22 protein-coding genes are annotated in these 21,862 nt (G+C 47.5%); 8 read left to right on the top strand and 14 right to left on the bottom strand.

Going from position 1 to position 21,862, the window contains the following annotated elements; all coding sequences use genetic code 11:
• Positions 1 to 73: 73 nt before the first annotated feature.
• Together EDC45_RS00110 and EDC45_RS00105 are read right to left on the bottom strand one after the other, a co-directional pair.
• Complete coding sequence (locus EDC45_RS00110; protein WP_133542245.1) at positions 74 to 541, bottom strand: PTS sugar transporter subunit IIA; 468 nt, start codon at positions 539 to 541, stop codon at positions 74 to 76.
• 65 nt (positions 542 to 606) lie between these two features.
• Positions 607 to 2,388 (bottom strand): PTS ascorbate-specific subunit IIBC, encoded by a 1,782-nt coding sequence (locus EDC45_RS00105; protein WP_133542243.1) that lies wholly within the window; start codon positions 2,386 to 2,388, stop codon positions 607 to 609.
• 366 nt (positions 2,389 to 2,754) lie between these two features.
• On the opposite strand from EDC45_RS00105, the gene ulaG reads away from it, so the two are divergent.
• The 4 genes from ulaG to araD all read left to right on the top strand — a co-directional run bounded on the left by ulaG (position 2,755) and on the right by araD (position 6,351).
• On the top strand, positions 2,755 to 3,846 hold the full coding sequence (gene ulaG, locus EDC45_RS00100; RefSeq protein ID WP_133542241.1) for an L-ascorbate 6-phosphate lactonase: 1,092 nt from the start codon (positions 2,755 to 2,757) through the stop codon (positions 3,844 to 3,846).
• Between the two features lie 187 nt (positions 3,847 to 4,033).
• Entirely contained in the window at positions 4,034 to 4,786 is a 753-nt protein-coding gene (gene ulaR, locus EDC45_RS00095) for an HTH-type transcriptional regulator UlaR (RefSeq protein WP_133542239.1), read from the top strand.
• A 15-nt stretch (positions 4,787 to 4,801) separates the two neighbouring features.
• Positions 4,802 to 5,662, top strand: a complete 861-nt coding sequence (locus EDC45_RS00090; RefSeq protein ID WP_133542237.1) for an L-ribulose-5-phosphate 3-epimerase — start codon at positions 4,802 to 4,804, stop codon at positions 5,660 to 5,662.
• Complete coding sequence (gene araD, locus EDC45_RS00085) at positions 5,656 to 6,351, top strand: L-ribulose-5-phosphate 4-epimerase (RefSeq protein WP_133542235.1); 696 nt, start codon at positions 5,656 to 5,658, stop codon at positions 6,349 to 6,351. Before EDC45_RS00090 ends, araD begins: the two co-directional genes overlap by 7 nt.
• Before the next feature lie 73 nt (positions 6,352 to 6,424).
• Here araD and rpoH read toward each other — a convergent pair whose 3' ends face one another.
• From rpoH to EDC45_RS00055, 6 genes are all read right to left on the bottom strand, one after another.
• A complete protein-coding gene (rpoH, locus tag EDC45_RS00080) occupies positions 6,425 to 7,270 on the bottom strand; it encodes an RNA polymerase sigma factor RpoH (RefSeq protein ID WP_133542232.1) in 846 nt (281 codons plus the stop codon).
• A 228-nt stretch (positions 7,271 to 7,498) separates the two neighbouring features.
• A complete protein-coding gene (gene murB / locus EDC45_RS00075; protein ID WP_133542230.1) occupies positions 7,499 to 8,530 on the bottom strand; it encodes a UDP-N-acetylmuramate dehydrogenase in 1,032 nt (343 codons plus the stop codon).
• 102 nt (positions 8,531 to 8,632) lie between these two features.
• The gene (gltS, locus tag EDC45_RS00070; RefSeq protein WP_133542228.1) at positions 8,633 to 9,844 is read right to left on the bottom strand and encodes a sodium/glutamate symporter; all 1,212 of its coding nucleotides are present in this window, start codon (positions 9,842 to 9,844) and stop codon (positions 8,633 to 8,635) included.
• A 172-nt stretch (positions 9,845 to 10,016) separates the two neighbouring features.
• Entirely contained in the window at positions 10,017 to 10,451 is a 435-nt protein-coding gene (gene dtd / locus EDC45_RS00065; RefSeq protein ID WP_133542226.1) for a D-aminoacyl-tRNA deacylase, read from the bottom strand.
• Positions 10,448 to 11,368: a virulence factor BrkB family protein gene (locus tag EDC45_RS00060; RefSeq protein ID WP_133542224.1), complete on the bottom strand. Its 921-nt coding sequence runs from the start codon at positions 11,366 to 11,368 to the stop codon at positions 10,448 to 10,450. Before EDC45_RS00060 ends, dtd begins: the two co-directional genes overlap by 4 nt.
• Positions 11,350 to 11,817, bottom strand: coding sequence for a YchJ family protein (locus EDC45_RS00055; RefSeq protein WP_133542222.1), 468 nt, complete (start codon positions 11,815 to 11,817; stop codon positions 11,350 to 11,352). The genes EDC45_RS00060 and EDC45_RS00055 overlap by 19 nt, the downstream gene beginning before the upstream one ends.
• Before the next feature lie 196 nt (positions 11,818 to 12,013).
• Here EDC45_RS00055 and EDC45_RS00050 point away from each other — a divergent pair, with 196 nt between their 5' ends.
• Positions 12,014 to 13,516, top strand: coding sequence for a helicase HerA-like C-terminal domain-containing protein (locus tag EDC45_RS00050; protein WP_133542220.1), 1,503 nt, complete (start codon positions 12,014 to 12,016; stop codon positions 13,514 to 13,516).
• Between the two features lie 151 nt (positions 13,517 to 13,667).
• On the opposite strand, the gene EDC45_RS00045 is transcribed toward EDC45_RS00050, so the two are convergent.
• The 5 genes from EDC45_RS00045 to EDC45_RS00025 all read right to left on the bottom strand — a co-directional run bounded on the left by EDC45_RS00045 (position 13,668) and on the right by EDC45_RS00025 (position 18,988).
• Complete coding sequence (locus tag EDC45_RS00045) at positions 13,668 to 13,958, bottom strand: YfcZ/YiiS family protein (RefSeq protein WP_133542218.1); 291 nt, start codon at positions 13,956 to 13,958, stop codon at positions 13,668 to 13,670.
• Positions 13,959 to 14,202: 244 nt separating this feature from the next.
• Positions 14,203 to 15,882, bottom strand: a complete 1,680-nt coding sequence (locus EDC45_RS00040; RefSeq protein WP_133542216.1) for a fructose-specific PTS transporter subunit EIIC — start codon at positions 15,880 to 15,882, stop codon at positions 14,203 to 14,205.
• Between the two features lie 4 nt (positions 15,883 to 15,886).
• The gene (fruK, locus tag EDC45_RS00035) at positions 15,887 to 16,828 is read right to left on the bottom strand and encodes a 1-phosphofructokinase (protein WP_133542214.1); all 942 of its coding nucleotides are present in this window, start codon (positions 16,826 to 16,828) and stop codon (positions 15,887 to 15,889) included.
• Positions 16,829 to 16,837: 9 nt separating this feature from the next.
• On the bottom strand, positions 16,838 to 18,358 hold the full coding sequence (gene fruB / locus EDC45_RS00030; RefSeq protein WP_133542212.1) for a fused PTS fructose transporter subunit IIA/HPr protein: 1,521 nt from the start codon (positions 18,356 to 18,358) through the stop codon (positions 16,838 to 16,840).
• 111 nt (positions 18,359 to 18,469) lie between these two features.
• Entirely contained in the window at positions 18,470 to 18,988 is a 519-nt protein-coding gene (locus tag EDC45_RS00025; RefSeq protein ID WP_133542210.1) for a hypothetical protein, read from the bottom strand.
• Between the two features lie 281 nt (positions 18,989 to 19,269).
• On the opposite strand from EDC45_RS00025, the gene glpE reads away from it, so the two are divergent.
• Positions 19,270 to 19,617: a thiosulfate sulfurtransferase GlpE gene (gene glpE, locus EDC45_RS00020; RefSeq protein WP_133542208.1), complete on the top strand. Its 348-nt coding sequence runs from the start codon at positions 19,270 to 19,272 to the stop codon at positions 19,615 to 19,617.
• Here the strand turns inward: glpE and EDC45_RS00015 are convergent.
• The gene (locus EDC45_RS00015; RefSeq protein WP_133542206.1) at positions 19,587 to 19,904 is read right to left on the bottom strand and encodes a DUF5389 domain-containing protein; all 318 of its coding nucleotides are present in this window, start codon (positions 19,902 to 19,904) and stop codon (positions 19,587 to 19,589) included. The genes glpE and EDC45_RS00015 overlap by 31 nt on opposite strands.
• A gap of 41 nt (positions 19,905 to 19,945) precedes the next feature.
• Between EDC45_RS00015 and EDC45_RS00010 the strand changes: the two genes are divergently transcribed.
• Both EDC45_RS00010 and EDC45_RS00005 read left to right on the top strand, forming a co-directional pair.
• Positions 19,946 to 20,857, top strand: a complete 912-nt coding sequence (locus EDC45_RS00010; RefSeq protein WP_133542204.1) for a rhomboid family intramembrane serine protease — start codon at positions 19,946 to 19,948, stop codon at positions 20,855 to 20,857.
• Positions 20,858 to 20,929: 72 nt separating this feature from the next.
• Positions 20,930 to 21,688: a DeoR/GlpR family transcriptional regulator gene (locus EDC45_RS00005; RefSeq protein ID WP_133542202.1), complete on the top strand. Its 759-nt coding sequence runs from the start codon at positions 20,930 to 20,932 to the stop codon at positions 21,686 to 21,688.
• Positions 21,689 to 21,862 lie beyond the last annotated feature (174 nt).

Genomic DNA, 21,862 nt, shown 5'->3' with positions numbered 1-21,862 from the left:
TGAAATTATGGGGGCGGAAACCGGTATCCCCCGTTTATTCGCTGCTCAATCTTCCCATCAGTTTTTGCTAAGATTAATTCTCCAGAGCTTGCTCAATCACTTGCAATACCTCCTGCTTGCTGTTGCAGGCTAAAAATTTATCAATATTTACCCCGCTGTCCGCTTCCGGATCGTCAAATATCCGGGTGATTTCGACAATGCCTTCCAGATGAGTTTCCGCATCGCTACCCGCCAGAGTCAATAGCACGGATACGGGTTCGTCTGCCCCCTCAAACCAAACCGGTTGTTTTAAGGTTACCAGTGCGAAAGCGGTTTTGAGAACACCGTTTTCCGGTCGGGCATGGGGCATGGCGAGGCCGGGAGCAAGAATAATATAGGGGCCCATCTGTTCGATCATCCGCACTATGGCCTCATAATAGCGCGGTTCTACCGCACCGGAATCCACCAATAAATCCGTACCGATTTTAATTGCCTGTCGCCAGTCTGCAGCCTGTTGATTCAGTTTAATCGAATCGTTCTCAAGCAGAGATTCCTTTAGCATAAGTTCTCCTGTTTTATTAAAAATATTTCCGGGAAAATATCGGGTGAAACAATAATTCTCTTTAATTATCTATACTTATGGATAAGTGCCAGTAGCTCGTCGCCGAAAGAGTTCGGATTGAGCATATTCTGTACGCCCAGCACAGAAATCCGTTCGCCTACTACGATTTCATCGGCAAGATGATGGGAGCATACGATAATATCCACGTTGTCCGTCTTGCCTTTATAATCCGTTACCGCGCAGGAATCCATTTGATTCGGAATGTTATGTTTATCCAAATAGGCTTTAATTTTCATTTTCATCATCATGGAAGAACCTTGTCCCGAGCCGCAAACCGCTAGAATTCTGACCGGACGCTGCATATCCTCGGCAACCGAAGCGGGAGCAACCCTATCCGCTTGTAGATTCTGCAAGTCATCGCCGCCATAGCCCTCCATTTGTTCAAGGGTTTTTCCTGCCGCTCGAGCCGCCGCTTCCGCTGCGCGCAAATTCTTACCCGCATAAGCCATATACAGCACCGCCGCCGCTAAAATCACAAAGAAAAAGAACGGAATACTGACAATTCCCTGCAATAACGGCGGGAAAAACAGCGCCCAATCCGCCATACCCATCCAACCGTTAAATACGGCGCCCTGCGAAGCGAGAAGTTGGATAATCCAAGCCGATCCCAGCACTTCGATAATTCCCATGACAAAGCAGATTTTCATAACCGCTTTCCAGCCGCCGAAATGGTTGGCAAACACACCTATGGTTGCGTTCGAGAAAAACATCGGAATAAACCCCGGAATAATCAATACGGGAGCGCCGATAGCAAGCAGAAGGGCAACCGCCGCAAACTGTCCGATCGCTCCCCACATAAAGCCGAATACCATGGCATTCGGTGAAAAAGCGTAAATTGCCGCACAATCGATAGCCAGTACCGCATTGGGGATCAAACGTTCGGAGATTCCTTTAAAGGCTTCGGACAATTCCGCCACAAACATTCTTACGCCCATAACGATAATCTGAATCGCCACGGCAAATTTCAATCCGGTTTCCAGAATATAAATCGACCAGTGGGTTTGCCCCGCCATTTCTTGCAGGTTATCCAAACCGAAAGAAAGCAGAATAATCCCGAAAAATACTGACATCACTATGGCCGTTGCGGAAATACTGTCGTGAAAAATATGCAGCCATTTGGGCAAATTCATTTGATCCACATTATCTTTTTTATCGCCCAGCTTCGGCGCCAGCTTAACCGCAATCCAAGAAGCGAATTGCTGCTGGTGTCCGATAGAAAAACCCGCACCGCCGGTAACCGATTGCGTAGCCTGATACATAATATTGGAAGAAATGCCCCAGTACAGCGCCATAATTATGGCGGTATAGATAACGGTTTCCCACATGGAAGCGCCGATAATCATATAAAACACCGCCACCAGCCCCGCCTGTTGGAACATAATATGCCCCGTGAGCATAATGGTGCGGATGCCGCTAATACGGCGAAAGATCACCAAGAGAATATTTAATCCCAACGCCAGAATAACCGCATAACCGACCCAGGCATAGTTTTCACCCATGGTCTGAATAGTAGCCTGCATACTGGTATAAGGGTCGATCACGGCGCCCGTCAATTGATGAAATTTGGCCAGATTGTCAATTATCGGTTTAAACCCCTGCACCAGCGTTCCCGCTCCCACCTGTACCAGCATAAAACCGACGATGGTTTTAATCGTCCCTTTAATAACAACGCTTGCCTCTTTCTTCAGCAACAAATAACCGATACAGGCCACCACCCCCAGCAGTAAAGGAGCTTTGGATAACACCTGCACATTAAACTGCAGAAAAAGATTGTATAAAATTTCCATGACAAACCTCTGATATTTCCGTATAAACCGATAAATAACAACCTATCGCACTATTAAATAAGAATAAGGGAATTTACCGCCGCAGATAATAGCGGCTCGGTCAAGGGGTTTGAAGATTATTATTGATAAATTGCGATTAGAATCACATTTTTCCCTCGTTTAAAAAATTAAATATAATCACTACTCTAAAGTATCCTTCGCCGGAAAATGTAAACATATTTGGTGATAGGTCGAGATTACAAAATATAAAACGGCATAATTTTTTATAAACTGCGATCTAGATCGCAAATAAATAAAAGTAAGTTTTACAAAAAAAAATGACCAATTACGATTCTCGCTGATTATTTTCAAGGAGAGAAATAAGCAATGAGTAAAGTAAACGAAATCAGCAGAGAGAGTTGGATTCTATCCACCTTCCCCGAATGGGGCACCTGGCTGAATGAAGAAATCGAACAGGAAGAAGTGGCGGAAGGCAACGTAGCCATGTGGTGGTTGGGCTGCGTCGGGCTATGGCTGAAAACTCCGGGTAATGCCAATCTGTGCATTGATTTATGGTGCGGACGAGGTAAAGCGACGAAACGGGTGAAGGATATGGTACGCGGGCATCAAATGGCCAATATGGCGGGAGTACGCAAGTTGCAGCCGAATCTGCGTAACTCCGTGGCGGTACTGGATCCCTTTGCCATCAATCAGGTAGATGCGATTATCGCGACCCATTATCATAACGATCATATTGATGTTAATGTAGCAGCCGCCGTTATCAACAATCCTGCGCTGAATCATGTGAAATTTATCGGCCCTCAATACTGCGTCGATATGTGGACCCGATGGGGGGTGCCGCCGGAACGCTGCTTGGTGGTAAAACCCGGCGACAGTATAAAAATCAAGGATTTGGAATTAATCGCGCTGGATTCTTTCGATCGCACCTGTTTGGTAACCCTGCCGGCCCGCGGTGCGGAACAGAACGGCGGCGAACTGCACGGTCTCTGCCCGAGCGACGAAGAAATGGGCCTGAAAGCGGTAAACTATTTAATTAAAACCCCGGGAGGTAACATTTATCATTCCGGCGATTCCCACTATTCCATTTACTATGCCAAACACGGCAAAGATTACCAAATTGACGTAGCTCTGGGGAGTTACGGGGAGAACCCCGTCGGCATCGCCGATAAAATGACCTCTGTGGATTTACTGCGTATGGCGGAATGTTTGCGCGCTAAAGTGGTGATTCCCGTTCATCACGATATTTGGACAAACTTTACCGCCAGCACCGATGAAATTCTCGCCCTGTACCGGATGCGCAAGGAACGCCTGCAATACAAATTCCATCCCTTTATCTGGGAAGTCGGCGGTAAATACGTTTACCCGCGCGATAAAGATTTAATCGAGTACCATCACCCGCGCGGATTCGACGACTGTTTCGAACAGGAACCGAACGTACCCTTTAAATCGATTCTGTAAAAACTTTTAAAATTTCGACCGCACTTTGCAACCTGTAGCGGGTTGAAAGTGCGGTCTGTTTTCACGGTTTTTTTACTTTTACGCTCACTAACGACCTTTATTTTTCGATAGCAGTACCGCTTATGCGCTGACCGCAAGTGTTGGCTTATAGGCTTAATCATGGATAGTATCATAAGGAAATGACAACATGAACGAACAAATCAGGCACAAAAAGCTTCTCGCTTTACTGGCACAGAAAGAAATTCTTTCTGTGGCGGAACTTATTGAATATTTACAGGTTTCTCCCGCAACGGTCAGACGGGATATCACTAAACTCAATGAGCAGGGTAAATTACATCGTATCCGTAACGGAGTGGAATCCCTGCACCATATGCAGCGGGATCCATTAACTCAACATATCGTACAGATTCCGCACGCCGAAGAAAAACAGCGTATTGCACAGGCGGCGGCTGCACTGTGTGAAAACAGCGAAAGTGTAATCCTGACCTGCGGAACCACAATTATGACCCTGGGGGCCGCCCTGCGTCGTAAACCTATCCAGATTATCACCAATTATCTGCCCTTGGCCAACAGACTGATTGAAAGCAACCATGATAATGTGGTGATTATGGGCGGACAATACAATAAAAATCAGGAAATTACCTTTTCCATCAACGCTTCGCCCGAATACTTCGCCGCCAATATTATGTTTACCAGCGGTAAAGGGCTGACGGAAAACGGTTTATATAAAACAGATATGCTTATTGCCTCCTATGAACAGCAGATTGCACAGCGGGCGGAAAAGCTGGTGGTGTTATTGGACAGTTCTAAGCTGGGCAATGCCGTCGGCCTGCTCTTTACCCGTCTTGAGCAAATCGATCTGCTGATCACCGGCAAAGAAGCGGATCCCGTACTAATCGAAAAATTACGCGGCAAAGGGTTAGAAATTATTCTCGCATAATCAACGGAGGGAACGATGCGAAAACATAAATTAGGTATTTATGAAAAAGCCTTACCAAAAAATATTCACTGGTGCGATCGCCTGTCGGCGGCAAAGGTTTGCGGTTTTGATTTTGTCGAAATGTCCATCGACGAAACTGATGAGCGTCTTGCCCGCCTCGATTGGACAAAAGCGCAGCGTATCGAACTGGTTCGGCATATCCTAGATAGCGGCATCACCATTCCCTCTATGTGTTTATCCGCCCATCGTCGTTTTCCATTCGGCAGCCGGGATTCCGCCATACGGGAGAAAGCGCGCGAAATAATGCAAAAAGCCCTGTGTTTAGCGGTTGATCTAGGTATCCGTACAATTCAGTTGGCGGGTTACGATGTTTATTACGAACCCCGGGATAAACGGACGGAACAAAATTTTCAGGCCGGATTGGAATGGGCGGTAGAACTGGCGGCGGCTCATCAGGTTACCCTATCCATGGAGATTATGGATACGGAATTTATGAGTTCGATTAGCCGCTGGAAAAAATGGGACAGTCTTATCCGCTCCCCCTGGTTTACCCTGTATCCGGATTTAGGCAATCTCTCGGCCTGGAATGATAATGTTGCGGAGCAGTTAAGGCTCGGTATCGATAAAATCTCCGCCATTCATTTAAAGGACACCTATAAGGTCGGCCCCCATTACGGCGGACAATTTCGCGATGTTCCCTTCGGCAAAGGTTGTGTAAATTTTGTCGAATGCTTTAAAATACTTGCGCAATTAAATTATCGCGGCGCATTTCTGATTGAGATGTGGACGGAAAAGGCGGACGAACCAATAAGCGAAATTATTCACGCCCGCCGCTGGATTGAGCAAAAAATGAAAGAGGGTGGTCTTCAATGTTAGAACAATTAAAACAAAAGGTATTAAAAGCAAACCTGGCGTTACCCCGGCATCATCTCGTTACCTTTACTTGGGGTAACGTCAGTGCCGTCGATCGGGAAAAAGGACTGGTGGTAATTAAACCTTCCGGGGTGGAATACGATGTCATGCAGGCGGAAGATATGGTTGTGGTGGACCTGCATACGGGCGAAGTCGTCGAAGGCCATAAAAAACCCTCTTCCGACACCCCGACCCACCTGGAACTGTATCGCCGTTTTCCGAGCATCGGCGGTATTGTACATACCCATTCCCGCCATGCCACTATTTGGGCGCAAGCAGGCGAAGATATTATTGCCGCAGGCACGACGCATGCGGATTATTTCTACGGCCCCATTCCCTGCACACGCAAAATGACGGCTCGGGAAATTGCCGCCGAATACGAGTTGGAAACGGGCAAAGTCATCGTGGAAACCTTTCTTGAACGCAATATAGATCCGAGCCAGGTGCCGGCGGTGCTGGTGCATTCTCACGGGCCTTTCGCCTGGGGCAGCGATGCGGATAACGCGGTGCATAATGCGGTGGTATTAGAAGAAATCGCTTATATGAATCTATTTAGCCGACAGTTGCAACCGGCGCTTGCACCTATGCAACAGGAGCTGTTGGACAAACATTATTTACGCAAACACGGCAAAAACGCTTATTACGGCCAGTAATCTTCAATTACTTCCCTTGCTGCAAAAAAATAAGACCAATATCAGTATTGGTCTTATCGCTTAAAAAAATTAATTAAAAACTTACCGCACTTCTCAGTTTTTTCAGTGCATTGCTCTCAAGCTGGCGAACCCGCTCTGCTGAAATATTATATTTCGCCGCTAATTCGTGCAAGGTCGCTTTATTCTCATCTAACCAACGCGCCTTAATAATATCCTGGCTGCGCTCGTCCAATCCTTGCAGGGCGTTGCTTAACTGATCCGCCGCCTGAGCTTCAAAGTTCTCGTTTTCCAACTCTGCGGCAAAATTAGAATTCTTATCTTCCAGATATAGAGAAGGGGCAAAGGTATCTTCGTTATCTTCAACCGGCAAATCAAAACCTAAATCGGCACCGGCCATACGATTTTCCATTTCCATCACATCTTCTCTGGAAACCCCCAGTTCATCCGCCACCAAGCTTACTTCATTATCGTTAAACCAGCCTAAACGCTGTTTGGTTTTACGCAGATTAAAGAATAGTTTACGCTGCGCCTTTGTGGTCGCAACCTTTACGATTCGCCAGTTACGTAATACATATTCGTGTATTTCCGCCTTAATCCAGTGTACCGCAAAGGATACCAAGCGTACGCCGACTTCGGGATTGAAACGCTTAACCGCTTTCATCAGACCTACGTTCCCTTCCTGAATCAGATCCGCCTGCGGCAAGCCGTAGCCGGAGTATCCGCGAGCCACATGGATGACAAAACGAAGATGAGACAGAATCAGTTTTTTAGCTGCCTCAAGATCTTCTTTATAGTACAAACGTTCCGCCAATTCCTTCTCTTCCTCTGCCGTCAGCATCGGATACTCGTTAGCCGCGCGGATATATCCCTCGAGGCTGCCTTGCGGAACCAACATCATGGTTTGTGTATCTTTATTCATTACTATCCTTCTTAGTTATGATGCACGCCCTTATCTATAGGCTGAGGACAAACATCTCGGTTTACGGATTATCAGACTCTCTACTGAGAAAAAAGTTCATATTCCGAGTAAATAAGTCAGTTAATATCCATAATGAAACGGAACTATTATAACGCCGTTATTCCTTTTAGATAAAGCGTTTCAGCCATCTTTTTGCTCCCGAATCGGAAACAACGATAATATCACAATTTATACCTGAGCGATCAGGCGATCTCCATTCAGTTCGCCTTGCGCCCCCATAAAGCGGACTTCCGGTGATAAACGGACGCCAAATTTATTTTCGACCGCGTTACATATATGAGCGGCCAAACGAACCACATCTCGTCCCGAGGCGTTTCCCGCATTAATCAGAACCAAGGCTTGCTGTCGGTGTACCTCCGCACCGCCGATACGATAACCTTTTAAACCGCACTGGTCGATCAGCCAGCCGGCTGCCAGCTTAACCTTGCCGTCCGCCTGCGGAAAGTGCGGTATATCCGGGTAAGACTTCCGTAATGCCGAAAATGCCTGCGCCTCAATCAACGGATTCTTAAAGAAACTGCCGGCATTACCGAATTCCTTAGGATCAGGCAGTTTACTGCGCCGAACCCGACATACCTCGTCAAAAATCTGTCGTGCGCTAACCTGGCTCGCATCCAGTGCCGTTAGGGAGCCGTACTGCAATACCGGTCGCCAATCTTTGGCTAACTTCAGCCCTATTGCCGTTACCACATAACCCTGTGAATATTGGTGTTTAAATATGCTATCGCGATACCCGAATTCGCATTCCGCGCGACTCAATCTAAATAGGTTGCCGCCTTGTAAATCCAATACTTCGACATAATCGCACAGATCTTTAAATTCCACTCCGTAAGCGCCGATATTCTGTACTGGTGCGGAACCTGCACAACCGGGAATCAAAGCCAAATTCTCCAGCCCATAAATTCCCTGCGCCAAACTCCATTGCACCAGTTGATGCCAATTTTCACCGCCACATACATGGAGGTAATGAAAATCCTTATCCTGCCGGTGCTCAATCCCCTGCAAGCGGTTAACGAATACCGCACCGGCAAAATCTTCCACAAATACTACATTGCTGCCCTGTCCCAAAAATAATAGCGGCATTTTTTCTTCGACACATTGATTCCACGCCTGTTGCAGCTGCTCAATACTATCTATTTCAATAATCTGTTTCGCCTTTACCGGCAAAGCAAAGGTATGGAACGGGATTAAACTCTGCATGATAATTCCTTAATCGTAACGAATTCGGGCTAGTATAAACGGGGAAAAAAAATTAGCAAAAAAATACCGCACTTTTATGCGGTATTTTGTCATTGCGCCTGCCTAAGCATGTAAATAAGAGGCAAGGCTCAGAAACACTTTTAATAACGAGTTATTCAGCAAGTCGATAAAGAAAGCGCCGACCATAGGTACAATTAGAAAAGCCTTATGAGAAGGGCCGTAATGGGAAGTAATCGCCTGCATATTGGCTACCGCCGTAGGTGTGGCGCCCAACCCGAAGCCGCAATGACCGGCACTCAGTACAACCGCATCATAATCCTTACCCATCATGCGATAGGTTACCAGGATTGCGAAAGATGCCATTACCCCGACCTGAATAACCAAGAGGATAAACACCGGTAACGCCAGATCCGCCAATTCCCATAACTTCAGCGAAATTAATGCAATCGCCAGGAAAATGGATAATGCCACCGTACCCAGTACATCAATGGATTCGTCCGCCACTTTGAATTTAAACAGATGGGTCAAAGAATTACGGATAATCACACCGGTAAACAGACACCATACAAAGGTAGGTAAACGCCAAGCACCGCCTTTTGTCAGCTCGTCCAGATACTGCCCCACAAACAGACAGATGGACATCATGGTAACGGTTTCAATAATAGAACGGGTATTGATTTTACGGCGATAAACCGGTTTTTCAAACACCTCTTCCACATCATCTACATTTTCATCTTCAGGAATTTCCTGTTTATGCAAACGTCTTAGCAAAAAACTGGCAACCGGTCCGCCGATAATACCGCCGAATACCAGACCGAAAGTGGCACAAGCCATCGCCAGCTCCAGAGCGCCCGGAATGCCAAATTCTTCGGTCAGGATCTCCGCCCAGGCCGCACCGGTACCATGTCCGCCGGTTAGAGTAACAGATCCCGCGATCAGACCATAGGCAGGATCAAGGCCAAGCGCCATAGAACCGAAAATCCCCACGGTATTCTGTATTGCAATCAGCACACCGGCGGCAATCAGGAAAATAATCAAAGGTTTTCCGCCTTTCACCAAGCGGGCGAAATTTGCGCTTAAACCGATGGAGGAGAAGAATACCAGCATCATAGTACGCTGCAAATCCGTATCAAAGGTGAAGCTCATTCCCCAGATTTGATGGACAATGGTCAAAATCAGCGCCACCAGAAAACCGCCGACAACCGGCTCCGGAATATTAAACCGACTTAATAGGCGTACCCGCTTTACCAAAAAATAGCCTAGCAACAATACCAAACAGGCAAGCGCTATTGTTTCATAAGTATTAAATATCATAAGCATCCTTCTTTGATTGAAAATCAGCCAAAGACTTGAACTGGCTGGCCGAATAATGAGAAATGATCAATAAAATTGCGGTGTGTTGATCAAAGAAACGGAAAATTAATTTATCAGAAAAAATACCGATGCGCTAGAAAAACCTAAAACATCCGCCAAGGCTAAAGGCAGGTTATAGATTCAGCCAGAACGTAACCGGCCCGTCATTGGTCAAACTAACTTGCATATCGGCGGCAAACTCGCCTTGCGCTACTCTGACTTTTTCCGCACATCGGGTAATAAAATGCTGATACAGCGCTTTGGCCCGTTCCGGAGGCGCACCTCTGGAAAAACTCGGGCGCAATCCTTTGTGCGTATCCGCCGCCAGGGTAAACTGCGAAACCACCAGCAAGCTGCCGCCGGACTGGCAAAGATTGAGATTCATTTTTCCCTGTTCATCACTGAAAATGCGATAATTCAGCACTTTTTCCGCCAGACGCTCGGCTTTGCTCTCATCATCTTCCTTTTCGACGCCCAGTAAAACCAGTAATCCGGCGCCGATTTGCCCCACCGTTTTTCCCTCAATATCTACACGCGCCTCGGTTACCCGTTGAATTAATGCAATCATTGTTGTTTCTCCGCTTGGGTCGATGTTGAAAGCTGTTCTGACGTCGCTGTCGCCGCTAATCTCTCCGCTCCTTGAATATCGGTAATTGCCAGCTCGCCTTTGTTCAATGAACGCATATCGTCCAAAACCGCAGCCAACTGTGCGCCGAGCAGCACGAAAACCCAACTCAACTGAATCCACAATAGCATTAACGGCAATGTTGCCATGGCGCCGTAAATCATTTCATAGGACGGAAAGGTCAGAATATACCAGGAAAAGGCTTTTTTGCCCAAGGTGAAAAAAACCGCAGCAATCAGCGCACCCGCCCCGGCATGCAAAACGCTGACCTTTTTATTCGGCACCAGCGTATAGATTAAGGTAAAGCTTAACCAGGTCAGCAGGAAAGGGACGAAACTGAGCAATTTAATTCCGAAGGGTAAAATATCCCCGCGAAATACGCTTATCGATCCCACATAGCTGCTGACAGCAATACTCGCCCCTATAACCACCGGGCCGAGGGAAAGAATGGTCCAGTAAATGGCGAAAGAAAAAACCGCACTGCGATTTTTCGTATTCCAAATATCATTAAGGGCGCGATCCACCGAATTAACCAGCATTAACGCCACAATAATCAGGCTGATAATACCTACGGCGCTCATCTGCTTGGTATTGGCAACGAACTGATCAATATAGCTGCCTACCACATCGCTCGCCGAGGGGGCAAAGTTATTAAAAATAAATTCTTTAATCGCACCCGTAGCCTCGCTGAACATCGGAAAGGCGGAAAACAGTGCGAACACAACCATAACTAAAGGGACAATGGCCAACATGGTACTGTAAGTCAGGGCACCCGCCGCTTGGGTCAGTTTATTCTGATTAAAACGAACCCAAAATACTTTCAGGAAAAGTATTAATTGATTCACAGCAATCCTCCGCAACAATGTTTAAATTTCTTTCCGCTACCGCAAAAGCAAGGTTTTTTCATTCCCGGCAAAGGCAAAGTCGGATCCACAAAATACCAAGCCTCATGAATTTTCACAAATAACGAATGCTCATGATGTGTCCGGGTGCCTTCCGCATCGGCAAAAAAGGCGTTAAATTCGACCTTACTATGAATATCCGACCCGGCGACCCCCTGATGGGAAATCACCTCAAGCCCCACCCAACGGGTCGTTTCCGCCCATTGATATAAAGCCTCCCGATCTAATAAAGGCTGCTGCGAGGGCACCGTCGTCGCCACAATATAATCAATATTGCAAAGGCTATAAGCCGAATAACGCGAACGCATTAATTGTTCCGCATCGGCAGGGTGCCGGCGGTTAAGATGAAAGGCGGCGCAACAGTCGCCGTAAGTTTTCCCCGAACAACAGGGGCAAAGCACGTCCATAATATATTTTTATCTCTGTGTTTATCGTTGGTTTTATCCCTAGGCTAAGGGGGTAAGCCCTTTATCTGCGGCACTTATTCGCAAGCCCTAAGAATAGCATATTTATATGCCGAAATTAAAAATCCGGTAATTTTTGACCGCTCTTTATTTTTTTCTTATTATGCTGCAAAAAGCTCAACATCAGTAAGGAAAAATTATGGCTCAATATCTTCTGGCGCAAACCGAACAGGGGCAAAAACTCGGCATCTGCGCAAAAATGGCAAATCGCCACGGTCTGGTTGCCGGTGCAACGGGAACGGGAAAAACCGTTACCCTGCGTAAAATGGCGGAAGCATTCAGTGATGACGGTATTCCGGTCTTTCTGGCCGATGTAAAAGGGGATTTATCGGGCCTGACCCAAGCCGGCGAGATGAAAGGAAAAATCGCCGAACGAGTAACCCAATTCAATCTCGGTGCTGAAGAATATTTTAGCGGTTATCCGGTTTCCTTCTGGGATGTTTTTGCCGAAAGCGGTATTCCTCTGCGAACCACCATCTCGGAAATGGGGCCGTTATTGCTGTCGCGCTTACTCAATCTGAATGCAACGCAGGAAGGGCTGCTTAATCTGGTATTCCGGGTGGCGGACGACAAAGGTTTATTGCTGATCGATCTGAAAGATCTGAGAGCCATGCTGAAATATATTGCGGACAATGCCAAAACCTTTCAGGTGGAATACGGTAATGTATCGGCGGCCAGCGTTGGCGCCATTCAGCGGGCTCTTTTAACACTGGAAAATGAAGGTGGTGCGAAATTATTCGGCGAACCTGCACTAAATCTGGACGACTGGTTGCAAAGTTATGAAGGTCGCGGCGTGATCAATATTTTAAATGCGGAGAAACTGATTAATTCGCCGCGTATTTATAGCGCCTTTTTGCTCTGGCTGATGGCGGAACTGTTCGAACGCCTACCTGAAGTGGGCGATAGAGATAAACCGAAATTCGTTATGTTCTTTGACGAAGCCCATTTATTATTTGACGGTGCGCCCGCCGCTCTAGTGGATAAAGTGGAACAGGTAGTGCGCTTAATCCGTTCCAAAGGGGTGGGGATTTATTTTGTTACCCAGAATCCTCTCGACCTGCCCGACACCGTTCTGGGGCAGTTGGGCAATCGAGTGCAGCATGCCCTGCGCGCCTTTACTCCGCGTGATCAGAAAGCTGTGAAAGCGGCTGCGGAAACCTTTCGTTCCAACCCGAATATCAATGTTACTCAAGCTATCTCCGAATTAGGCGTAGGGCAGGCACTGGTTTCGTTTTTAGATGAAAAAGGTACCCCGAGCGCCGTGGAAATCGCCATGATTTATCCGCCGAAAAGCCGCCTTGATCCCCTGAGCGAAGAACAGCGCCGGCAGTGGGTACAGGATGACGAGCTGTATCCTTATTATCGTGATGATGTAGATAATCCTTCCGCCTTTGAAATGTTGGCACAACAGGCAAACCTCGAGGCTGTGGCGCAAAAACAGGCGCAACAGGTACAGGAAGAAGAAGAGGGCGGTTTATTCGGCAGCCTGAGCCGGATGTTATTCGGCAGCCAGAAACGGGGCGAAAAATTAACGCCGACCGAACAGATCGTCAATAGTGTGGCGAAATCCGTGGGGCGCAATATCCGTAATCAAATAACTAAACAGATTATGCGCGGTATTATGGGCGCGTTGAAAAAATAAGTGCTGAAAAATAAGCCTCGCTAACAATTCGCCCCGCAAACCGGCTTAGGTATGCGGGGCGAATTATATCCTGGCAGTAATGGCAAAAGCCCTGAATCAGAAGCGGCCAAAAAACTTGATGATTTTCCACCGCACTTTTACTTATGCAGGATTAAATGGAACGGGTGGCAAGCTGAAAAATAACCACTTCCGCCTGGCAGCTAAAGGTAAATTTCGCATTGAGCTTATAACCGCCTTCCACTGCAGAGATTTCACTACGGATTTGTGCCGGCTCGCTTTCCGTATCGCGCGCTTTACGGATCAGCTGTGCAAGTGTTTGTTCCGCTGCTTCTTTATCGGCGAAAATCTTTTCCACATTTACGTCCAATTCGCTGTTATCCAGAATGGAACCCACATCAAAAGTATTGCAGCCGGTACATTCAATCGGTTTATCTGATTTCATACTTTTTCCTTATTTATTAATGAAACATACCCGCTTACTTTAATACCAAACGCCCTCGCAATCAACCGAGGAACCGGAACCTCACCCTATTTTGTCGCTATTTTCAACAAAAGAGCGCCCCCTGTCCAAAAGCAACTAGGGGTATAACTCCCCTTGTCGCCCACCCTATTTCCGACCGGATAAAGGATGTAAAAAAACCTTTGTACATCGACAAAGGTTTTTTAGTTTAGCCAAATTCGAGTTGTTATGCGCCGTTCTTCGGTTTAATCAGGGCATAAATCACACCGGTAACCACGGAACCTATGGCAATCGCCGCCAAATACATCAAAGGCTGAGATACGAGCGGAATCACGAATAAGCCACCGTGAGGCGGCCGCAGCATAATACCGAAACTCATTGAGATAGCCCCGGTAATCGCACCGCCGATAATGCTGGAAACGATAACACGCACCGGATCCGCCGCCACAAAAGGCAACGCCCCTTCGGAAATAAAACATAATCCCAGTGCAAAAGAGGCCTTGCCCGCATCGCGCTGATTACTGTTAAATTTCGCCCGTGCCAGCCAGGTGGCAATCGCCATACCGAGCGGTGGCACCATTCCGGCCGCCATTGCCGCCGCCATCGGCGTATAAACGTTTGAGGCGATTAAACCGACGGAGAAAGCATAAGCCGCTTTATTCACCGGGCCGCCCATATCGGTACACATCATCGCACCGATGATCACGCCGAGGATAATCGCATTCACCTCGCCCATGGACTGCAACCAGGCGGACAGCGACGCCATAATCTGCGCGACCGGCGGATTAATCAGGTAAATCATTGCCAAGCCGACAATAGCCGCACCGAACAGAGGCAGGATCAAAATAGGCTTTAACGAGGCCAAACTGGCGGGCAACACAATCATATCGTTCAGCCACTTCACCACATAGCCGGCCAGAAAACCGGCAATAATGCCGCCGAGAATCCCCGCTCCCGCAGTAGTCGCCAGCATACCGCCGATTAATCCCACCGCCAGACCGGGACGATCGGCAATGGAAAAAGCCACATAACCGGCAAATACCGCAATCATTAAATGGAAGGCCACACCGCCGCCGATATCCATTAAGGCTTTCGGCAAGCCGCCGGCAATGGTTTCGTCTTTAAAGGCCTCAATACCGAACATAAAGGAAATGGCGATAAGCAGGCCGCCGGCGACAACCAGCGGTAACATATGCGAAACCCCGGTCATCAGATGTTTATACAGACCTTTTTGCTCTCCCGGCGCCGACTCCGCGCCATTGTCGTTTGCATCCTCACCGCTATAAACCTTCGCCTGGGCGAAAGCTTTGTCAAACTCCTGTGCGGTTTTCTTCAAGGCTAAACCGGTGGAAGTGCGGTACATAGGTTTGCCTTTGAATTTATTCAAATCTACGTCGATATCCGCCGCCACAAAGACCAGATCCGCCGCCGCCACTTCTTCCGGCGAAATCACATTTTTAGCCCCCACCTGACCGCGGGTTTCCACTTTAATGTTCCAGCCTTGGCGTTTGGCATATTCCGTAATGGCTTCCGCCGACATAAAGGTATGCGCCACGCCGGTCGGACAGGCGGTTACCGCAAGGATATTTTTTACCGCAGTAGTTGAAGCGGGATCTTCGGTAGCGGCAGCGCCTGCCGCAATATAATCCGTGGCTTTCGATAAGGCCTCCTCAAGGGTGGCTTCCGGTGCATCGAACGCCCGAGCCGCATCGGCCAGATACAATTTTTTGCCGTTAAAGGCCGCATTATTAGGTAGGCTATCACCGTAAACAAGTATAAGTTCCGCCGTATCGGCACTATCTACGAGCTGGTGTCCCCGTTGCTTCAACGCAACCCCCAGCGTTTGCTGGATCAGATAAGCCTTGGCTTTACCGAGATTATGAGAGGGTGTAAGAAAAATATTCATTGAGCTATCCTTCAATCGTGGTGATTTTAACCTGTTCTAAAATGGGTGCCAGTAATTGGCTGTCGCTGACCCCAACATTACTTTGTGAAACGGCAAATGCGGAAACCGCACTGGCGAAAGCCAAGGTATCCTGTTGCGATAAATGATGCGTCAGACCGTAAATCAATCCCGCCACCATGGAATCCCCCGCACCGACGGTGCTGACCACATTTTCGCATTGCGGCGGCTGAGCGCGAACAATACTCGCGTCATTCAGCCATAAGGAACCCTTAGCTCCCATAGAAATAATCACATTGGCAATACCTTGCGCTTTTAGCTTTTTCGCTGCCGCAATAACCTCTTCCAAGCTTGCTAAAGTATTTCCCGCCCAGGCCTCCAGTTCGCGCAGATTGGGTTTCACCAACCAAGGATTGGCTTTTAATCCCTCGCTCAATGCGGCGTTACTGCTATCTAAAACCACTTTCACCCCGGCCTGGCCTAAACCTTGCAGCCAATCGGCAAATAATTCGGGGGTAACGCCGCGCGGCAAACTGCCGCATACGGCCACAATATCGAAATGGCGACAATAATCCAGAGAGTCCGCCACAAAGTTTTGCCAGTCTGTCGGATTAATCTCATAGCCGAGGAAATTTAAATCGGTAACCTCCGCTTCCGTTTCGGTAATTTTTACATTAATACGGGTTTTACCCGCCACTCGATGAAATCGGTCTTCCAGGCCGAGGGACTGAAACATCTGTTTAAAATCCCCCTGGTTATCTTCACCCAGAAATCCGCCCACTGCTACGGGAAGCCCCAGATCCTTCAACACTTTGGCAACATTAATGCCCTTACCGGCAGGAAACAAACCTAAGGTTTCCACCGTATTAACCTCGCCCAGTTCAATACGCTTTAAACGACCGACCAGATCATAGGCGGTATTTAATGTAATGGTTGCAACTTTTGCCATCTTGCTCTCCTATTCGCCCAGACCGGCGGCAATGGCCGCACCTATACCTTCAATCGCTTTCTGGGCTTCTTCGCCGGTGGCGACGAAACGCAGACGATGCCCTTTCACCGCGCCGAGCGCCACGATTTTCATCAGGCTTTTGGCACTCACCAACTGGCTTTCCCGATCCAGGTTCTGTACCGCCACCGATGCGTTGTATTTTTTCACTTCATTTACCAACAGGGCGCTAGGACGAGCATGTAAACCATGTTCGTTCAGAATAACAAATACGCCTTCGACGCTGTCCGCCGGTAGTTCCTCTTTTTCATCTACCGCCATCTGCATTTGTGCGCTGCCGCTTTCTTCAATACTGTCCGGCTGCTGTGGAGCCGCTGCGGAAACCGCTTCGCCCAGTCCGGCGGCGATTTCCCGTCCTATAGCTTCAATAGCGGCTCGCGCGTCATCTCCCTCCGCCACAAACCGCAAGCGATGTCCCTGGGTAACCCCCAGGGCCACGATTTTCATCAGGCTTTTCGCACTGACCGGCGCCGTACCTCGGGTAATATTTTCAATCGTAATCTTAGCGTTAAACTGTTTGACTATATTCACTAAGGCGGCACTCGGGCGTGCATGCAAACCATGTTCGTTACGCAGGGTAAAGGTACCTATAACCGCACCAACAGGTACAGCCACCGTCTCCGAGGTATTCGCCTGCGCCTGCGGAGCGCTCTGCTGTTCGCCATTCAAAGCAGCGACAATCTGTGCGTCGTCGCCCTGCAATAGGATATCCTGTACTCGGGTTTCCAATAAACGGGCCAGCACCGAATTAATTTGCTCATCTTTCGCCGCAATAGTTAAAACACCGCCAATGGATTTTCCGTTATGCTCAAAGGGCGCTTTCGGACGACTGAAAGCCAAAGCATTTTTCAGGTTTCCACTCAGGCTGTCGGTCAGCCATAAACCTTTACCCAGAGGTAAGGCGGCATTAGCAATCACTTCGGCGATAAACTGCCGATCCACCGCGCCCTGTTGCTGTAACTGACCGGCATTTACCGCAGTCAAGGTCAGCAGGCTGGTGCTATCCACATTCAGGCTAATATTTTGCGCACTAATCTTTACCTCTTCCTGTCCGTTTAACAGTTTGTGAAATTGTTTTACGTCCTGCAAGGTCGCCAGTTTTTGCGCAACTTCTTCATCACCAAGGACATGTGTTAGCTGGCGCAACAAAGCCAGATGTTCATCGGAACGGGCGGCAATCGCAATCACCAGATAAGCGATATTTCCCTCCCCCCATTCAACCCCTTGCGGGAACTGAAAAATCTGAACGCCGGTATTTTTCACCATGGCGCGAGTTTCCAACGTACCGTGCGGAATAGCGATGCCGTTGCCTAAAAAGGTGGAGGTTTGTAATTCCCGATCCAGCATCCCCTGTAAATAGCCCTGTTCAACGTAACCCGCCTGTTCCAGCGCCGTTGCCGCCTGCTCAATGGCCTCCTGTTTATTCGCCGCACGGGCGGATAAATGAATGTTACTTTCGGATAAATTAAACATTTGTTTCCTCATCGATAATCATTAATCACGGATAGCTTAATGCATTCAGCATAATATTTAAAAAATATATGAAAATGCCGGTAAGTCCATACTTACCGGCAAAATATCTCTTTATTTACATACCTTTAACAATTGTTCGCTACCTTGCACCAGATATTCATCGTCCTCCGCACGCGGCTTACCTTTTTTCAGATCGAGCATGGCATCATAGATGCCCTGGGTCATACTCGGACGATCGATTTTTCCCCAACAACCTTCTCCGCCGAGACGACTGAAATTATTCTGTAACTCGGAAGCGAATACTACACCGCTGTAATAGGCGTGTACATTAGTATCGATACCCTGGGTTAATTTTGCTTTAATTTGCTCAAGCGGAACCAGAATCGCACCGGCATACCAGTCTTTCGCACCGCTGGCGAAAGAATTCACATCATAATCTTCGTTTACCCGGCCGCCATTAGTCTGCAGGGTAGCTGAATAAGCAACCGCATAGGATTTCTGATCAATCTTTTCTTCGCTCAGATTAATCACCGGTTTATCCGCTCCCGTAAAAGGAAGGTAAGAAGATAAGGAACAGGCCGATAGCATGGTTACGGCCAGGGTCAAAAGAAGCTTGTGTTGTTTGCGCATATACATCCTTTCCCATTGATGAAAATCCGCCCCATTATACTGTGAGTTGTTCGGATCAAAAAACAGTTTTTACCCTCAGCCGGCGGGGGGAGTAAATCCCGGCATAATAGAAGCGCGTTTAATCCCTTTTTGCTATTTTATCCCACATCAAAAATTGCTATATTACGCAATTAGTTAGCTGCGCACCCAGGCTCCTGAATAAGCTCTCAACATTAACGGCGGGGATTAATCAGGCAGCTGTTATATATAAGCCGCTAAATTTACCCTAAGGGATTATTAATATGCAAGATATTACAGAGATTACGCCGCAGCAGGCATGGCAGATGATGCGCCAGGAAAATGCCGTACTGGCGGATATCCGCGATTTACTGCGCTTTAATTATAGCCATGCCGAGGGTGCCTTTCATCTGACGCAACAAAGTTACAATAGCTTTCAGGATCAGTTTGATTATGATCAACCTATTATTGTCAGTTGCTACCATGGTATCAGCAGCAGAGGCGCAGCGGCTTTTTTAACCGAGCAGGGCTACGATCGGGTATATAGTTTGCGCGGCGGTTTCGAGGCCTGGGTAAATGCAGGCTTACCCCTTACAACCGCCTATACTGAAAAACCGACCGAAACGAGATAAAATAAAAAGGCGTAAAAAACCACCGCACTTATAATCAGCCCCTGCTTGGCACGATGCGGTTTACGTTTATGCAGCTTAAATAAAATACGAGCAGTAATCGCCAGGAGAAAAGGATAGATCCAAAGGAAAACGGACATTGATGTCAGCTGAAAATCACTTAGTCCGGGGTTTTTAAGTAAACTCGGTGAAATCAACAAGGCTAGCGGCCACAGCAGCACGGGCAGACAAAACCCGGCTAATGCCCAACTGAAGCGGCTGAATTTCTCCGGCATTGCTTTATTTTCCATTTTTATCCTCAGGTTAACTAACTAGAAAAGGAATATAACAAATGCAATGTCTGTTTAGAAGCGAATTTCCCGCATTAGCGTTACAATTCAGAGATTATATCCGTCTGCGTTATGCCGTCGAGCTGCTTATCAAAGAGGAACGGGATAGATGGAATCAAAGCTTCACCGCCGTTTACTTACCTGACAATATCGAAAATGAAGACAGGGAAGCAATCTGCCGCGAAAGTGAAGATTTTCTTCGTAACCCGACGGATTCTCGCTACGAGCAGGCAGCCTGGCTGCGCGGCGATACTCGCAGCCTGAAGTACAGCATTCCCGTTAAAACCGATAAAAATTTTCTGTTAAATTTGCTGATCGGAATAAAACAGACGAAATTTACGCTTTTCATTATTTTACTTTGTATGCTGATTTATCTGTTGCAGAACATCGGTTACCAGAACGAGATTTTCCAAACTTTCCATTATCCCGACTCCCCCGAAGAAAAAAGAGAGATTTGGCGCTATCTCAGTCATACGGTGGTACACCTGAATCATCCGCATATTCTGTTCAACCTGTTATGGTGGTGGATCTTCGCCGCAATGATAGAACGCCGGGTCGGTACTCCCGCTCTAGTGATGATCTATATTATCTCCGGGGTTATCAGCGCCGCTCTGCAGGATTGGGGATTATCTACGGAATTTTTCGGTCTTTCCGGCGTAGTCTATGCGGTATTGGGCTTTGTCAGTGCGGCTAATTCCGCGGCGAAAGATAACTTATTTAATCTGCCCCTGGGCTTTAATGTAATGATTATTGTCTCGGTATTGCTGGGATTTCTGGCTTCCTCTCCGCTTATCCGCTTTTATGTGGCCATGTATTCACATTTAGGCGGTCTTCTATGCGGCATTGTTTTAGGCTGTTTATATGGCAAAAAAATACTTAAAAATAATAAAACCCGACCTTTAGTCAATGAGTAGATTGCGTTGTCAAGTACCCCTGAATTCCATTAGAATGTCGAAGGTTTATCCCTTATTGCTCAAGGAGCCGTTATGAAGCAATCTATCCGCCATAAAAAAATCGTCGAATTAGTCAAACAGCAAAGCTACATCAGCACCGAAGAACTGGTTTCCATACTGAAAGTCAGCCCGCAAACCATTCGACGCGACCTGAACGAACTTGCCGAAAGCAACCTGATTCGTCGCCACCATGGCGGTGCCGCCTCCCCTTCCAGTTCTGAAAACAGCGACTACAGCGATCGCAAACAATTTTTTTCTCAGGAAAAAAATCAGATTGCCAAAGAAGTGGCAAAATTAATCCCGGACGGTTCCTCCCTTTTCATTGATATCGGAACAACCCCCGAAGCGGTAGCCAATGCTTTGCTAAATCATAAAAATCTGCGCATCGTTACCAATAATTTAAATGCCGCCCATATTTTAATGCAGAATGAAAGCTTTAAGATCACCCTGGCCGGCGGTTCGTTACGCCAAGACGGCGGCATAATCGGCGGCGCTACGGTAAACTTTATCTCGCAGTTTCGTCTGGATTACGGAATCTTAGGAATCAGCAGCATTGATCTGGACGGCTCGCTGCTGGATTACGATTTTCATGAAGTGCAGGTTAAACAGGCTATTATGGAAAGCTCCAGAGAAACACTGTTGGTCGCCGATCATTCCAAATTTACCCGCCATGCCATTGTTAAACTGGGGTTAATTACCGATGTGGCTTACTTCTTCACCGATATGCAGCCGCCGAAATCCGTACTGGATATAATTCGCGACAGTACGCTGGAATTAAAAATCTGCGCTTAAGCAAAAAAGCGAAAGTTTTTCGAGCAATTATAATGTTCCTGATTACAAATTGCCGTAACCATGTTCTCTCCCTGCCTGCAAAACTTTCGCTTTTTCGACCGCACTTTTCCATAAGCGCTTACCTTACCTAAAATAAACAAAGGGGAGCTTAGCTCCCCTTCCCTTTACCTTGTT

Origin of the sequence: Mesocricetibacter intestinalis (genome assembly GCF_004363295.1) — a bacterium.
In the GTDB taxonomy this organism is placed as follows: domain Bacteria; phylum Pseudomonadota; class Gammaproteobacteria; order Enterobacterales; family Pasteurellaceae; genus Mesocricetibacter; species Mesocricetibacter intestinalis.
Note: the sequence above shows the minus strand (reverse complement) of the source record. Positions and strands in the feature narration are given on the sequence as shown.

Bases quoted from the DNA above. Each gene is read 5' to 3' on its own strand.
- EDC45_RS00110 (WP_133542245.1), bottom strand. From the start codon at position 541: ATGCTAAAGGAATCTCTGCTTGAGAACGATTCGATTAAACTGAATCAA.
- EDC45_RS00105 (WP_133542243.1), bottom strand. From the start codon at position 2,388: ATGGAAATTTTATACAATCTTTTTCTGCAGTTTAATGTGCAGGTGTTA.
- ulaG (WP_133542241.1), top strand. From the start codon at position 2,755: ATGAGTAAAGTAAACGAAATCAGCAGAGAGAGTTGGATTCTATCCACC.
- ulaR (WP_133542239.1), top strand. From the start codon at position 4,034: ATGAACGAACAAATCAGGCACAAAAAGCTTCTCGCTTTACTGGCACAG.
- EDC45_RS00090 (WP_133542237.1), top strand. From the start codon at position 4,802: ATGCGAAAACATAAATTAGGTATTTATGAAAAAGCCTTACCAAAAAAT.
- araD (WP_133542235.1), top strand. From the start codon at position 5,656: ATGTTAGAACAATTAAAACAAAAGGTATTAAAAGCAAACCTGGCGTTA.
- rpoH (WP_133542232.1), bottom strand. From the start codon at position 7,270: ATGAATAAAGATACACAAACCATGATGTTGGTTCCGCAAGGCAGCCTC.
- murB (WP_133542230.1), bottom strand. From the start codon at position 8,530: ATGCAGAGTTTAATCCCGTTCCATACCTTTGCTTTGCCGGTAAAGGCG.
- gltS (WP_133542228.1), bottom strand. From the start codon at position 9,844: ATGATATTTAATACTTATGAAACAATAGCGCTTGCCTGTTTGGTATTG.
- dtd (WP_133542226.1), bottom strand. From the start codon at position 10,451: ATGATTGCATTAATTCAACGGGTAACCGAGGCGCGTGTAGATATTGAG.
- EDC45_RS00055 (WP_133542222.1), bottom strand. From the start codon at position 11,817: ATGGACGTGCTTTGCCCCTGTTGTTCGGGGAAAACTTACGGCGACTGT.
- EDC45_RS00050 (WP_133542220.1), top strand. From the start codon at position 12,014: ATGGCTCAATATCTTCTGGCGCAAACCGAACAGGGGCAAAAACTCGGC.
- EDC45_RS00045 (WP_133542218.1), bottom strand. From the start codon at position 13,958: ATGAAATCAGATAAACCGATTGAATGTACCGGCTGCAATACTTTTGAT.
- EDC45_RS00040 (WP_133542216.1), bottom strand. From the start codon at position 15,882: ATGAATATTTTTCTTACACCCTCTCATAATCTCGGTAAAGCCAAGGCT.
- fruK (WP_133542214.1), bottom strand. From the start codon at position 16,828: ATGGCAAAAGTTGCAACCATTACATTAAATACCGCCTATGATCTGGTC.
- fruB (WP_133542212.1), bottom strand. From the start codon at position 18,358: ATGTTTAATTTATCCGAAAGTAACATTCATTTATCCGCCCGTGCGGCG.
- EDC45_RS00025 (WP_133542210.1), bottom strand. From the start codon at position 18,988: ATGCGCAAACAACACAAGCTTCTTTTGACCCTGGCCGTAACCATGCTA.
- glpE (WP_133542208.1), top strand. From the start codon at position 19,270: ATGCAAGATATTACAGAGATTACGCCGCAGCAGGCATGGCAGATGATG.
- EDC45_RS00015 (WP_133542206.1), bottom strand. From the start codon at position 19,904: ATGGAAAATAAAGCAATGCCGGAGAAATTCAGCCGCTTCAGTTGGGCA.
- EDC45_RS00010 (WP_133542204.1), top strand. From the start codon at position 19,946: ATGCAATGTCTGTTTAGAAGCGAATTTCCCGCATTAGCGTTACAATTC.
- EDC45_RS00005 (WP_133542202.1), top strand. From the start codon at position 20,930: ATGAAGCAATCTATCCGCCATAAAAAAATCGTCGAATTAGTCAAACAG.